Genomic DNA, 12873 nt, shown 5'->3' on the forward strand with positions numbered 1-12873 from the left:
AAAATGCAAAAGGGAGAGCCTATGCTCTCCCTCAAATACTCAGTCGTAAAAAACCAGTAAGGTTATCTAGACCTTATGATTTTGGCTCTGATTTAGCATCAAATTTCGCAGACCAAGTTGCAAGAATGCCTGCTCGCTTACTACCCATTTGAGCAAAGTCCATCTCTGCCATGTTCTCTTGTACATTAGGGAAGTTAGAGACGGTCGCTTTGACATCTTTATGAGCAACAACCGGATACATTTCTACATACAGCTCGTTCGCTGCTTTAGAAATAGACCAATCAACAACACGTTTTGCTGCTTCAGACTCTTTGACCAAGCCTACTGCTTCTGACTCCCAGCCAATGCCCTTAGGTGTGATCACAGCCAAAGGGGCGCCCTGAGTCTTCAGCTTAGCCCCACGACTAGCCATAGAAATACCAATCGCTACTTCGCCCATACCCGCTTGTACACATGGCTTAGAACCTGAGTGCGTATAATGTGCGATGTTTTTATCCAGCGCCTTCATGTAGTTCCAACCTTTGTCTTCACCCATGTTTTGTAGCCATGCAGAAACCTGCATGTAACCTGTACCTGAAGACGCAGGGTTTGGCATAGCAATATGACCTTTGTAAACCGGATCTGTCAGGTCTTCCCACGACGTAGGTTTAGGTAGGTTCAACTGTTTCGCCACCGCTTCATTGAAACAAACTGCGTTGAAAAATGCATCATTACCAAACCAAGCTTGATTCGATTGCGGGTCGTTAAGGTTCGCATGTAGGGACTCTACACCATTAGGCGTGTATGGCTTAAGCAAACCTTGGTCTTTCAATAATGCCATTGAAGAACCTGCCAGGCCCCATACAACTTCTGCACGTGGGTTGTTTTTTTCTGCCAGTAACTTAGCAGTCATAATACCTGTAGAATCGCGAACCCACTCGATCTTGATGTCTGGGTTTTCTTTCTCAAACGCAGACTTGTACTTTGCAAGAATGTCTGTTTCGAAAGCGGTGTAAACCGTTACTTCCTGAGACGCCATTGCATTCGTTGCTAGCAGAGAGACAAGCGCAGCCAGCGATCCTTTCATCAAACGGTTTTTCATCATTTTCTCCAATTAAGACTATTTGTTTGAGACCGATTGACATTGCATCCTCTTTGCAAAAATCGATTGGTCTGTACCAGTTGACGATATACACCCTAAAATGGCTTTGTGACGATTCTATGAATAAAAAATGGCACTTTTTAGAAACCTATCCAAAAATTTGACCAAGTTAAAATCCCACAACAATGTGATGTTAAAGTTTTATGAATTTGAGTTTTTGTCTATTTACTCATCGTTTTCTGCCCTGTTAGAGTGAGCTCAAATTCTGGTGTATACCAAGAACAACAATCATGGATATTAGGATGAAAAACGAATACTTACTGCTAACTCCTGGACCACTTTCGACATCAGAAACGGTCCGTGAAGCTATGTTAAAAGACTGGTGTACTTGGGATGATGAATACAACAAAGACATCGTAGAAGTGATTCGTATTAAATTGACAAAGCTGGCGACTCAACACCAGGGCTATACGAGTGTACTTATGCAAGGCAGTGGAACAGCGTCAGTTGAAGCAACCATTGGCAGTGCGATAGCAAAAGAAGGCAAACTGCTTGTTGTTGACAACGGTGCCTACGGCGCTCGAATTGCACAAATCGCGCAATACCTGAATATCCCTTGCCATGTAGTTTCCCCAGGCGAAACATCACAGCCACACTTGAACGAGGTGGAAACTGCATTGGCAACGGATCCAAGTATTACTCACGTTGCCATTGTTCATTGCGAAACTACCACTGGCATGCTGAATCCAATTGAGGCTATTACTCAATTGGCAAAACAACACGGTAAAGTTGTCATCCTAGACGCGATGTCTAGCTTTGGCGGTATTCCGATGGACATTGGCGAAATGGGCGTCGACTTTATGATCAGCTCTGCCAACAAGTGTATTCAAGGTGTACCAGGGTTTGGTTTTGTCATAGCAAAGCAAAGCGAACTGGAAAGATGCCAAGGACAAGCCCGTTCATTGAGCCTAGATCTGTATGATCAGTGGAAGTGTATGGAAGTGAACCATGGCAAATGGCGTTTCACGTCTCCAACGCACACCGTACGCGCTTTCTACCAAGCTCTGTTAGAACTTGAACAGGAAGGCGGGGTTCAGGCACGTCACTCTCGTTATAATACCAACCAGACAACTTTAGTCTCAGGCATGCGTTCATTAGGCTTTGAACCATTGTTAAGCGATGATCTTCACTCGCCAATTATTACTTCTTTCTACTCCCCGACTCATCCGGACTATCAATTTAAGGCGTTTTATGACCGCCTGAAAGAGCAAGGGTTTGTCATCTATCCGGGCAAGGTATCTAACGCAGATTGTTTCCGAATTGGCAATATTGGCGAAGTATACCCGCAGGATATTGAGCGTTTGATCGATGCAATCAAGAACGCCATGTACTGGAAAGAAGCGCAAACGGTAGCTTAATCATGACTCAGTCGATAAAACTAACCCACTTCCGCAGTGAAGGAGACGTAAATACCACGCCTGCTCGACAGGCTTGGAACGCATCCCTAAACGACGAACGTACGCAAGAACTGCTACAGCGCGATAGCGACGTCTTTCTGCATCAGGCCATGTCTACACCGTGTCTGGACGCACTTGAAGCAGCCGAAGGAATCTATCTTCAAGATGCCACAGGCAAAAAGTACATGGATTTTCATGGCAACAACGTTCACCAGCTCGGCTACGGTCATTCACATGTGATTAAGCGTGTCACCGAACAGATTGCGAATCTGCCATTTTCGCCTCGCCGTTTCACCAACGATACCGCGATTCAATGTGCTGAAAAACTCACGCAGATCTGTGGTGGAGAGCTCAACAGGGTCTTATTCGCCCCGGGCGGCACATCGGCAATAGGCATGGCACTCAAGTTAGCTCGTCATGTCACTGGCAACTTTAAAGTGGTCTCTTTGTGGGACTCTTTTCACGGTGCCTCTCTGGACGCAATCTCTGTTGGCGGTGAAGCCTGTTTCCGTGAAGGTATGGGCCCTTTAATGGCAGGAGTAGAACGTATTCCGCCAGCTGTATCCTACCGCGGTGCTTTCCAAAATGTCTCTTCTGATGGTAGCGATGTTCACTATGCCGACTATCTGGAATATGTGATTGAAAAAGAAGGTGGCATTGGCGCTTTTATTGCCGAAGCTGTGCGAAATACCGATGTTCAGGTGCCAAGCAAAGCCTACTGGAAACGTATTCGTGAGATATGCGATAAGCACAATGTCATGCTCATTATTGACGACATTCCTAACGGCATGGGGCGCAGCGGAGAATGGTTCACGTATCAAGCCTATGACATCGAACCTGACATATTGTGTATTGGTAAAGGTTTTGGTGGTGGATTGGTTCCCATTGCCGCGATGGTAACCAAAGACAAATATAACACTGCAGAGCAAATTTCTATGGGTCATTACACCCACGAGAAGAGTCCAATAGGCTGCGCCGCTGCACTCGCAACTATGGAAGCTATAGAGCAAGAAGGTTTACTGGAAAAAGTAAAAGACGATAGCGAATTTGTACGTGAAAAGTTGCTGGAAATGAAAGAGAAATACCCAGTAATCGGAGACGTTCGCGGCATCGGTTTACTTTGGGGCGTAGAACTCGTGACAAATAGGCAAACCAAACAAAGAGCGTTTGATGAAGCGGAAGCCGTGCTTTATCAATGTCTGAATAATGGCCTGAGCTTTAAAGTTTCTCAAGGCAATGTTATTCAGCTCAGCCCACCATTAATTATTTCACGTCAACAACTTACCGAAGCGCTGGCTATCTTTGAAGAAGCGATTGCCAATGTATGTAATGAACACAACTACTGATAACAGGATATCAATTATGACTCACTCTCACTCACCGATTCAGGCTGTCATCTTTGACTGGGCTGGCACCATTGTAGATTTTGGTTCATTCGCACCAACCAGCATCTTTGTTGAAGCATTCAAACAAGGTTTTGACTTTGATATCAACTTAGCAGAAGCGCGCGAGCCAATGGGGCTTGGCAAATGGGACCATATTCAGGCGGTAGGTCGCCTTCCTGCTGTAGATAAACGTTGGAATGAGCAGTTTGGTCGTTCCATGAATAGCGATGACATTGACCGCATTTACGCAGCCTTTATGCCTCTGCAAAAAGCAAAAGTCGCTGACCACGCAGAACCCATCCTGAACGCGATTCAAGTCGTCGATGATTTAAAAGCTCAAGGCATCAAGATTGGTTCTTGCTCTGGTTACCCTCGTGAAGTCATGGATGTGTTAATCCCTGTTGCTGCTGACTATGGTTATAAACCTGATTATGTTGTTGCTACTGACGACCTCCCTCAAGGCGGTCGCCCTGCACCTTATATGGCGCTAAAAAACGTCATCGAGCTGAACGTAACGGATGTAAAGGCATGCATTAAAGTGGATGACGCGGCACCGGGCATCGACGAAGGACACAATGCAGGTATGTGGACGGTAGGTTTGCTGCTGTCTGGCAATGAAGCAGGTTTAACGTATGAAGAATATCAGAAAGCTGATGAAGCAACATTAAATGCTGCTCGAGAAAAAGCGAAAGTAAAACTGATGAAGAGCGCGCCACATTACTTGATTGACACAATCTCTGAGCTACCTGACGTGGTTAAAGATATTGAACGCCGTCTGGAAGCGGGTGAGCGTCCTTAACCCAGCAGTTCGTTCATAGTAGAAAAGCCAGTAGCCCTTTGCTACTGGCTTTTGTTTTTAAAAAGACAACAAGCGTTGCATTTCAGCAAGGAACTCAACCATTACCACAGTGCCTTCCTTAGTGAGTGTCCAGCAAAACAGGCCAAAGTTGGCAAGCAGCGTTAGCCAGAATAAACTCTTATAGCCAATGTCATTGTACTTATGGTGCAACACAGATTGAGCAAGCAAAGCTCCCGGCCAGCCTCCGACAATATTCAAAACGTGAAAAGTCAACGAAGGAACACGCCACCCGCCAGTGTGAAGTGCATGTTTATCCAGTGCATAAACCATATAAGCAATCGTGCTTAACGCAATATAAAGGACAAACGACAGCGGTGGATAATCAAGAAGAAACACACTTGCTACTAGCGTGGTAAAAAACCAAATCGCAATAGACAAAGAGAAATTAAACACAACTTGCCTTTCGACATTGACAGCACGGATACCACCTTGGGCATCTTTCGCCAATCGAAACTGAACTCGCTCACTGATTCTTGGAGGATGACCGTATGCTTCTAGGTCACAAAGATGAAACTTGATTTGTGCTTCCTGATCATCAACCGAAATATACCCGTAGCCCTTAGTATCGTGCCACTCACTAATGGTTCCTTGAATCGCCATTATGGTCCCTCACTCTCTCAGGCTCCCTGCCTAAGATTCCTTAGCCAAACACAACGTATTCTCGTTTTACTTTTTAGTTCCAGTTTAGTTGCATAATCAACAAGTCGCCTAATAAAACACTCGATAATGCATCCTCCACTTAATATTCAGATCAAAAATCAATACTGACAGGTTCTGACACTCTCCTGCCATAAACTCAGTTTCGAACTCAACACCAATAGAAAAGGAGTAATACAATGGAAAACGTTATTGAAATGGTTAGCTTTAAGCTACTGGCAGGAACAACATCTGAAGACTTTATCGAAGCGGCTAATCAAAGCCAAAAATTCGTTGCGACATTAAAAGGCTTCCAATATCGTTCTTTAAGCCATAATGCAGATAACGATACATGGACCGATGTGGTTTACTGGGACTCAATGGAAGACGCTAAGTCGGCGGGCGAACAGTTTGTAAACTGTGCAGAGTGTCAGCCGTTAATGGCATTAATTGATTCTGAATCGGTCAACATGCAACATCAAGTTCTACGTATGAGTGATCTGGCCGCTAAGTACCAGTAGGATTGACTTAACGCTAGCTTAAGGAGGGTGCATAATGTGCCCTCCTGTAAGGAGAAAGGAACAAGATGAGTAAATCTGAACGACTGTTTGAGCTGCTGACTTTGCTACGCTCAAAACGTTATGCAGTCACAGCTTCTGAGCTAGCCCAAACTATGGAAGTGAGCGAACGAACTATCTACCGGGATATTCAATCACTCATGAATTCCGGGGTTCCAATTCAGGGCGAAGCAGGCGTTGGTTACATCTTACAGGCGGGCGCGCATTTGCCACCATTGATGTTCTCAGAACGAGAAATGATGGCACTGGAACTCGGAATGAGGATGGTTCGAGCTTGGTCAGACAGTGATCTAGCAGATGCTTCCATCAGCGCATCAAACAAAATCCTCTCCGTCTTGCCAGACAAACTCAAACAGCAGGTTGAGAGCTTTCCGATATTGGTGCCTGACTTTTACACGCAGACAGAATCCTCTCGCCACGGACAAATGCTCAGGCATGCAATTGATGCAAAGTTGAAGATAGACATTGATTACGTCGCAGAAAGTGAGTCTAGAACGCAGCGTACTCTGCAACCTCTCGGACAAATGTTCTGGGGAAAAGTCTGGACGCTAGTCGCATGGTGCGAACTAAGAGACGATTATCGTCATTTCAGGTTGGATCGAATTAAAAAGCTGAGCATCCTAGACCAGCAGTTTGAGACCAATAAAACTAAGTCTCTAGAGCACTTTATTACGCTTTACTCACCAAAAGATTAACCAGCAAGCTTAAATATAACAGGAGATATATTTACCGCCATCATACACCCGTTAAAGTCATTAACCACGTCAAACTCAACGTATTCCATTATGTACGGGGGCCCGTTCTCTCTACTCATATCTCTGACGTGAAAGAAGACTGTCTGATGTGAGTTTCTCTTGAAAGAGATTAAACCGTAGCCACGTTTGGCATCATACTTTACGATTATTCCCTGCATATTCGTGCCACATATCTGCCGCCTATATTGATAATAGATACTCATTGCAGGGAATAATGGATCACACAGTAATTAAGCGCGTAGAATACTCTTCAGTTCAAGTAGTGATTCAACCGTGTAGTTTGGTTCAATCCCTTCCACTTCATCTTCTTGGGTTGTATTTAACCAGCACGTCTCAATCCCAAAGTTAATTCCACCTAAGATGTCAGAATGAGGGTTATCTCCAACCATCAACACTTTACTCTTACAAGGGTTACCCATCTTTTCTAGTGCGTGAGAAAAGATCCCCACATCTGGCTTAGCAATACCGACTTCTTCAGAAATAATCACATGCTCGAAGTAATCTGTCATTCCTGTTCGTTCTAATCGAATCGCCTGAAGTTCAGTAAAGCCATTGGTAATGATCCCTAGCTTGGCTTTGCCTTGCAAAGCCTCCATGAGATCTTTTGCTCCGGGTAGCAAAGTACAAATGTCGGCCATTGCCTCGAGAAAGGCACTGTTCAACTCTGAGGTCGTTGTCTCAAGCTTCTCAGCCCAGCCTTTAAATCGGGTGTGCTTTAATTCATGTGCAGTGATGGTGCCATTCTGGTAATCCACCCAAAGTGGTTTGTTTACTGTTTGGTAATGACTATAGTCTTCTTGGGTAAACTCAATCCCTTTGCGAGAGAACATCAGCTGCATCCCTTTAAAGGCATCAAAATGGAACAGGGTTTCGTCAGCATCGAATAAGATCCAATCGTATTTCATTTTTCTCTCCTCAATTTTCGTCGCTAGTGTAGATTGTTTTCCTCAAGATGATAATCTACTAATCAAGAAACTGATTGTTTACTATTACTCAACCAATGCAAGCCTATTCATCGATACCTGTTTTTGTCGCCGTGGTAGAAAGTGGCAGCTTCTCCACTGCAGCTGAGAAGCTTCATATCACCAAATCCGCTGTCAGTAAGCGCATTAACCAACTGGAAGATGAGCTGGGTATTCGCCTGCTTAATCGTACCACTCGCAAATTAAGCCTTACCGAAGCCGGGCAACGCTACTACGATTACGTCGCTCAATCTCTTAGCCTTGCGCAACAAGGCATTGATGCGGTTACCGAATTGCAAGGAAAGCCAACGGGTAAGCTCAAGATTACGGCACCAATGTCATTTGGTGTTTTACATGTCGCTCCTTTAGTTGCCGAATTTCTGGCTTTATACCCAGACTTAGAAATCGACCTGCAACTGGAAGATCAAATGGTCGATTTGGTTCAAGACGGATTTGATTTAGGCATTCGCATTGGTCATCTACCACTTTCTAACCTAGTTGCTAAAAGGCTAGCCACTTGTCGTAGTATTCTGTGCGCCTCTCAATCTTACTTAGACGAACATGGAGAGCCAGAAAAACCCAGCGATCTGAGCCTTCACAATTGTCTACGTTACGCCTATTTTCGTGGCGGTAGCGAATGGACCTTTGAAAGCCCTACAGGACCAGTTAGTGTGGTGCCTAAAGGTAAACTGGTCGTAAACAACAGTGAAGCAATCCGCAGAGCTCTGTTGGAAGGCTTAGGGATTGGTCAATTGCCCACATTCATCGTGGCAAAAGATATTGCCGCTGGTAAGCTCAAACCCATTATGACGGCATACACACTCCCTCCTCACTCGGTTTATGCTGTTTTTCCAGAAAGAAAGCACCTACCACTAAAAGTCCGCGTGTTTGTGGATTTTATCGCCGAGAAATTTGGGTCAGATGTCCCCTATTGGGATTTGACTCCACCAGCACATAAACCTTGAACAATGAGTCAATCAAGATGTGACTCTGTCCTCATATAGCTGTGAATTACTCGACTCTAACTCGATTTCATGACCTAAAACAAAGGCGAGAACACCATACAGGCACACAATCGAGCGACTCATTGTTCCGTTGTATCCGAGGTCTTTATGAAACGATTTTTTCCTTCCAGTGTGATGCTCACCCCCTTCGTGGTAAAACATTATTCTCAGCCAGAACAAGACGATACAGATATTGAACCCAGTGATGACTTTGACGATTGCAGCGAATCGGAAGAGAAAGAATGAGACCCACTTCCGGTCCAAGTAGCATATTTTCATCTAACCTATTGGCGTCAGTTCGATAAGGAAACAAATAATGAAAAAAGTTGCAGTTATCCTCAGCGGCTCAGGCGTATTTGATGGTGCTGAAATTCATGAATCCGTACTTGCGCTACATGCCATCGAAAAACAAGGAGCAAGCTGGCATTGCTTCGCGCCAAACATTGAGCAGCTTCATGTGATAAACCATATTACTGGGGAAGAAATGGCGGAGACACGCAATGTCTTGACTGAAGCCGCTCGTATAGCAAGGGGCAACATTGAAGATGTGGCGAAACTCAATGCTGAAGAATTTGACGCCATCCTCCTGCCCGGCGGGTTTGGTGCGGCAAAAAACCTGACTGATTTTGCAGTCAACGGAGCAGAATGCAGCATCAATACTCACGTCGCTTCTGCTTGTCGAGCTTTCGCCCAAGCCAGAAAGCCAGCCGGCTATCTGTGCATTGCACCAGCTATCATTCCGATGATTTACGACAATGGCGTCAAAGGGACAATCGGCAATGATGACGCCACTGCTTCTGCATTCAATGCATTGGGAGGCGAACATATCACTTGCGAGGTGGACGATATCGTCTTCGATGAAGAACACAAAGTGCTTTCAACACCTGCATATATGTTAGCGGGCAATATTTCTCAGGCAGCCAGTGGCATCGAAAAGCTAGTAAGCAAACTTGTAGAAATTGCTTAATTTCTCCATTCAACACTACAGCCCTCTGCTCAATCAGAGGGCTTTTTTTAATTTTCCACACAAAGCCATCGCTGAAGAATATTACGACAATCACGATTCCTGTTGAACAAACGGTTGCGATAACCCACTAATATTTAACATTTTTATCACTACCCGAATACTCATCTGACCAAGCTCACAAATCCAGTGCACACCTACCACTTTTGGGTAGGCAAATTGTTTGAGATCAAAATTGCTACGACCTTGGATATGCCAATCTATTTGTAGTTTTTATTCTAAATATATTCGGAGCAAGTCGATGACAAGTGCATTTTTTATCCCTACTGTAAACTTAATGGGTGCTGGCTGTTTAAAGGACGCAGCAGACAGCGTGCAGTCTCAGGGCTTCAAAAAAGGTCTGATCGTTACAGACAAGATTCTTAACCAAATCGGTGTAGTAAAACAGGTTCAAGATCTACTGACAGAACGTGACGTCCAAACTGTAGTTTTTGACGGGACTCAGCCTAATCCAACCATCAGCAATGTAAACGACGGCCTGGCTTTACTGACAGATAATGACTGCGATTTCGTTATCTCTCTAGGTGGTGGTTCACCGCATGATTGCGCTAAAGGTATTGCATTAGTGGCTTCAAACGGTGGCAAGATCGGTGACTATGAAGGTGTTGATCAATCTGCAAAACCAATGCTGCCACTCATTGCCATCAACACAACTGCCGGTACTGCGTCTGAAATGACTCGCTTCTGTATCATTACTGACGAAGAGCGTCACATTAAGATGGCCATTGTGGACAAGCACACCACTCCACTGATTTCAGTGAATGATCCAAAGCTGATGCTGGCAAAACCCGCTTCATTGACAGCAGCAACAGGTATGGATGCTCTAACACATGCTATTGAGGCGTATGTTTCTATCGCTGCAACACCAATCACTGACGCCGTCGCCATCAAAGCTATTGAGCTTATTCAGGCTCATCTGCGCACCGCTGTCGAAAACGGTGAAGATATCGAAGCTCGCGAACAAATGGCTTACGCGCAATTTATGGCAGGCATGGCGTTCAATAACGCTTCTCTAGGCTACGTTCACGCGATGGCTCACCAATTAGGAGGCTTTTACGATCTACCACACGGTGTATGTAATGCGATTCTTCTACCACATGTACAGCGCTACAACGCACAAGTGTGTCCTGAGCGCCTACGTGATGTGGCTAAAGCAATGGGTGTTGACGTTGAGGGCATGACGGCAGAACAAGGCGCTGAAGCCGCAATCGATGCGATCGTAGCGCTTGCGAAAGATGTGGGCATTCCAGCAGGTATCAAAGAACTGGGGGCGAAATCTGAAGACATCCCAACACTTGCTGATAACGCGCTAAAAGACGCGTGTGGCTTTACTAACCCGAAACAGGCGACTCACGAAGAAATCTCTTCAATCTTCGAAGCCGCCATGTAATACCATTTTCTTTTCCTAACTCAAGCCTCCCTCGGGAGGCTTTTTTATTCAGAGAAAAGTTCAATATGCGCGGGTTAAAAGACCCAGTATTGAGGCATCAGTTTCACCAAAATACAAGGTCACCGACTTGGTCTCGCCTTGTGCAAAACTAGCATCTTGATCAATACGCGTTGGTGACACATAGTGCTCATTACCAAAATAAGCTTTGATTTGCTTAGGCTTTAAAGTGATCCCGCCACCAGAGTTGTTCGTCACCATCGCTTGTACCATGCGCTTGCCACCTTGACTGCTATAAATGTCGTAAGATTCTAAACTGAAATAGCTGTGTGCAGGTTTATCGCGATTTTGCTTTGGTTCTGGAACATAAACCGAGCCATCCATTGTTCGAACATAGTGCATCGTATCTTGAGACTTTTCGATGCTGTTTTTAATATCTCCCAGGCCAATGTCATCACCATTATCCGCAGCGTAAACAGAAAAAGAGCCTATTGAGGCGATTACCATGAGTAAATAGCGAGCTAGCATTACGTATCCTAATTGTGTTGTTAAAATTCAGCGGCGCACAAGTTTAAGAAACACCTATTAACATTTGTCAATCAGACGTTAATTTGCCTTCATTAACGAGTTAAGATCTCATAAAAGCAACCCAAAATATTTGATCGAAAAATACGCCAAATATATAAGAGAACAAAACATCCAAGAACGTAATCATTTCATGTGGTTATTGATACTTACTTTATTAAAACCAAGCGGTTAGCAAAGACTCTTAAGCAATGTAGAATGCTGCTATCGATTCAAGCAAGGAGTGTGGAATGATGAAAGTGAGTATTGTTGGTTTAGGCAGTCTTGGAGGATTTCTCGCCGCTCGACTGTCTTCTTTTCCCGATATTCAAATCCAATGGGTTTATAGAAAGAGTTCCATCAGGCAGGACGAACAGGTGTTACTCACCTATCCGGAAACCGATGAGCCACTAATCGGTCAAGCACACGCCACCAGCTACGGGTTAGAACAGGTGACAGGTGATGTCGTGTTTATCACAACCAAGGCGCACGATAACAGAGCCCTATTCGAGCAAGCCAAAGGCTGGACAAACAAAACGATCGTTTTACTCCAAAATGGTATTGGGGAAGATGAAAAACTCGCTCAAGCACTCGATTCAAGTAACGCTATCATCAGCGCAATCACTCATTTAAAAGCCAGTTACACCACCGCCCCTTATCAGGTCACTTTGCACAATCAGTTACTGGACTGTGTTTACGCCGTTCATCAAGGCCAAGCTAACCCGTATCTAGACTCAATATTGAGTCACGCCTTTGATGAGGTAAAACGAGAAACAAGCACTTACCATGCGAGGCTGCCAAAACTTATGATCAGCTTCGCTGCTAACGCTGCGTCGTTTATCTTTGATGCAGACATGTATGGCCTAGCCAATAACGCCAAGTGTCGCGAATTAATGCTAGAAATTGAACAAGAGTTCTTGGCACTGTTTGATGCGTTGTCTATTCCGCATCCCAAGCTCACTATTTCTGAGCTGATCTCTTTGCTGGATTCTCCCAGCTACAAGGATGCCTATTTCAGCATGAAAGAAGATTTCGACAGTGGAAAACAAGTCGAGTTTGAAACCATTTTCCAAGCTACGCGAAGCTTAGCCGCCCTTCACCACGTGTCGTTCACTCGTGGTAATCAAGTTTGTCACACGCTGGAGAACTTGCTGAGGAAGTAGAATGACCTGAAGCGCTAT

General features: G+C 44.8%; 14 protein-coding genes. 10 read left to right on the plus strand and 4 right to left on the minus strand.

The window, feature by feature from the left end; translation table 11 throughout:
* Positions 1 to 73: 73 nt before the first annotated feature.
* Positions 74 to 1084, minus strand: a complete 1011-nt coding sequence (locus tag FIU99_RS18365) for a putative 2-aminoethylphosphonate ABC transporter substrate-binding protein (protein WP_006960759.1) — start codon at positions 1082 to 1084, stop codon at positions 74 to 76.
* A gap of 299 nt (positions 1085 to 1383) precedes the next feature.
* Between FIU99_RS18365 and phnW the strand changes: the two genes are divergently transcribed.
* Genes phnW through phnX form a run of 3 tightly spaced genes read left to right on the plus strand, consistent with a single transcriptional unit; the run spans position 1384 to position 4722 of the window.
* Entirely contained in the window at positions 1384 to 2499 is a 1116-nt protein-coding gene (phnW, locus tag FIU99_RS18370; RefSeq protein ID WP_006960758.1) for a 2-aminoethylphosphonate--pyruvate transaminase, read from the plus strand.
* Between the two features lie 2 nt (positions 2500 to 2501).
* On the plus strand, positions 2502 to 3884 hold the full coding sequence (locus FIU99_RS18375) for an aspartate aminotransferase family protein (protein WP_006960757.1): 1383 nt from the start codon (positions 2502 to 2504) through the stop codon (positions 3882 to 3884).
* Positions 3885 to 3900: 16 nt separating this feature from the next.
* Positions 3901 to 4722 (plus strand): phosphonoacetaldehyde hydrolase, encoded by an 822-nt coding sequence (phnX, locus tag FIU99_RS18380; RefSeq protein WP_006960756.1) that lies wholly within the window; start codon positions 3901 to 3903, stop codon positions 4720 to 4722.
* 57 nt (positions 4723 to 4779) lie between these two features.
* Here the strand turns inward: phnX and FIU99_RS18385 are convergent, their stop codons facing one another.
* A complete protein-coding gene (locus FIU99_RS18385; RefSeq protein WP_152472444.1) occupies positions 4780 to 5382 on the minus strand; it encodes a DUF1294 domain-containing protein in 603 nt (200 codons plus the stop codon).
* Between the two features lie 236 nt (positions 5383 to 5618).
* On the opposite strand from FIU99_RS18385, the gene FIU99_RS18390 reads away from it, so the two are divergent.
* Together FIU99_RS18390 and FIU99_RS18395 are read left to right on the plus strand one after the other, a co-directional pair.
* Positions 5619 to 5939, plus strand: a complete 321-nt coding sequence (locus FIU99_RS18390; RefSeq protein ID WP_006960754.1) for an antibiotic biosynthesis monooxygenase — start codon at positions 5619 to 5621, stop codon at positions 5937 to 5939.
* Between the two features lie 65 nt (positions 5940 to 6004).
* Positions 6005 to 6691, plus strand: coding sequence for a YafY family protein (locus FIU99_RS18395; protein ID WP_006960753.1), 687 nt, complete (start codon positions 6005 to 6007; stop codon positions 6689 to 6691).
* Positions 6692 to 6981: 290 nt separating this feature from the next.
* On the opposite strand, the gene yjjG is transcribed toward FIU99_RS18395, so the two are convergent.
* Positions 6982 to 7656 (minus strand): pyrimidine 5'-nucleotidase, encoded by a 675-nt coding sequence (gene yjjG, locus FIU99_RS18405; protein WP_006960752.1) that lies wholly within the window; start codon positions 7654 to 7656, stop codon positions 6982 to 6984.
* A 95-nt stretch (positions 7657 to 7751) separates the two neighbouring features.
* Between yjjG and FIU99_RS18410 the strand changes: the two genes are divergently transcribed.
* The 4 genes from FIU99_RS18410 to yiaY all read left to right on the plus strand — a co-directional run bounded on the left by FIU99_RS18410 (position 7752) and on the right by yiaY (position 11131).
* On the plus strand, positions 7752 to 8678 hold the full coding sequence (locus FIU99_RS18410; RefSeq protein ID WP_006960751.1) for a LysR family transcriptional regulator: 927 nt from the start codon (positions 7752 to 7754) through the stop codon (positions 8676 to 8678).
* Between the two features lie 147 nt (positions 8679 to 8825).
* Complete coding sequence (locus FIU99_RS27380; RefSeq protein ID WP_006960750.1) at positions 8826 to 8963, plus strand: hypothetical protein; 138 nt, start codon at positions 8826 to 8828, stop codon at positions 8961 to 8963.
* 70 nt (positions 8964 to 9033) lie between these two features.
* Positions 9034 to 9684 (plus strand): isoprenoid biosynthesis glyoxalase ElbB, encoded by a 651-nt coding sequence (gene elbB, locus FIU99_RS18415; protein WP_006960749.1) that lies wholly within the window; start codon positions 9034 to 9036, stop codon positions 9682 to 9684.
* Between the two features lie 298 nt (positions 9685 to 9982).
* The gene (gene yiaY / locus FIU99_RS18420; protein WP_006960748.1) at positions 9983 to 11131 is read left to right on the plus strand and encodes an L-threonine dehydrogenase; all 1149 of its coding nucleotides are present in this window, start codon (positions 9983 to 9985) and stop codon (positions 11129 to 11131) included.
* Positions 11132 to 11191: 60 nt separating this feature from the next.
* Here yiaY and FIU99_RS18425 read toward each other — a convergent pair whose 3' ends face one another.
* Positions 11192 to 11656 (minus strand): hypothetical protein, encoded by a 465-nt coding sequence (locus tag FIU99_RS18425; protein ID WP_006960747.1) that lies wholly within the window; start codon positions 11654 to 11656, stop codon positions 11192 to 11194.
* A 287-nt stretch (positions 11657 to 11943) separates the two neighbouring features.
* On the opposite strand from FIU99_RS18425, the gene FIU99_RS18430 reads away from it, so the two are divergent.
* The gene (locus FIU99_RS18430; protein ID WP_006960746.1) at positions 11944 to 12855 is read left to right on the plus strand and encodes a ketopantoate reductase family protein; all 912 of its coding nucleotides are present in this window, start codon (positions 11944 to 11946) and stop codon (positions 12853 to 12855) included.
* The last annotated feature ends 18 nt before the right edge of the window (positions 12856 to 12873 follow it).

It is taken from the genome of Vibrio sp. THAF64, assembly GCF_009363455.1.
Lineage (GTDB): Bacteria > Pseudomonadota > Gammaproteobacteria > Enterobacterales > Vibrionaceae > Vibrio > Vibrio coralliilyticus.

Bases quoted from the DNA above. Each gene is read 5' to 3' on its own strand.
- FIU99_RS18385 (WP_152472444.1), bottom strand. From the start codon at position 5,382: ATGGCGATTCAAGGAACCATTAGTGAGTGGCACGATACTAAGGGCTAC.
- elbB (WP_006960749.1), top strand. From the start codon at position 9,034: ATGAAAAAAGTTGCAGTTATCCTCAGCGGCTCAGGCGTATTTGATGGT.
- FIU99_RS18410 (WP_006960751.1), top strand. From the start codon at position 7,752: ATGCAAGCCTATTCATCGATACCTGTTTTTGTCGCCGTGGTAGAAAGT.
- FIU99_RS18375 (WP_006960757.1), top strand. From the start codon at position 2,502: ATGACTCAGTCGATAAAACTAACCCACTTCCGCAGTGAAGGAGACGTA.
- yiaY (WP_006960748.1), top strand. From the start codon at position 9,983: ATGACAAGTGCATTTTTTATCCCTACTGTAAACTTAATGGGTGCTGGC.
- yjjG (WP_006960752.1), bottom strand. From the start codon at position 7,656: ATGAAATACGATTGGATCTTATTCGATGCTGACGAAACCCTGTTCCAT.
- FIU99_RS18365 (WP_006960759.1), bottom strand. From the start codon at position 1,084: ATGATGAAAAACCGTTTGATGAAAGGATCGCTGGCTGCGCTTGTCTCT.
- phnX (WP_006960756.1), top strand. From the start codon at position 3,901: ATGACTCACTCTCACTCACCGATTCAGGCTGTCATCTTTGACTGGGCT.
- FIU99_RS27380 (WP_006960750.1), top strand. From the start codon at position 8,826: ATGAAACGATTTTTTCCTTCCAGTGTGATGCTCACCCCCTTCGTGGTA.
- FIU99_RS18425 (WP_006960747.1), bottom strand. From the start codon at position 11,656: ATGCTAGCTCGCTATTTACTCATGGTAATCGCCTCAATAGGCTCTTTT.
- FIU99_RS18430 (WP_006960746.1), top strand. From the start codon at position 11,944: ATGATGAAAGTGAGTATTGTTGGTTTAGGCAGTCTTGGAGGATTTCTC.
- FIU99_RS18395 (WP_006960753.1), top strand. From the start codon at position 6,005: ATGAGTAAATCTGAACGACTGTTTGAGCTGCTGACTTTGCTACGCTCA.
- phnW (WP_006960758.1), top strand. From the start codon at position 1,384: ATGAAAAACGAATACTTACTGCTAACTCCTGGACCACTTTCGACATCA.
- FIU99_RS18390 (WP_006960754.1), top strand. From the start codon at position 5,619: ATGGAAAACGTTATTGAAATGGTTAGCTTTAAGCTACTGGCAGGAACA.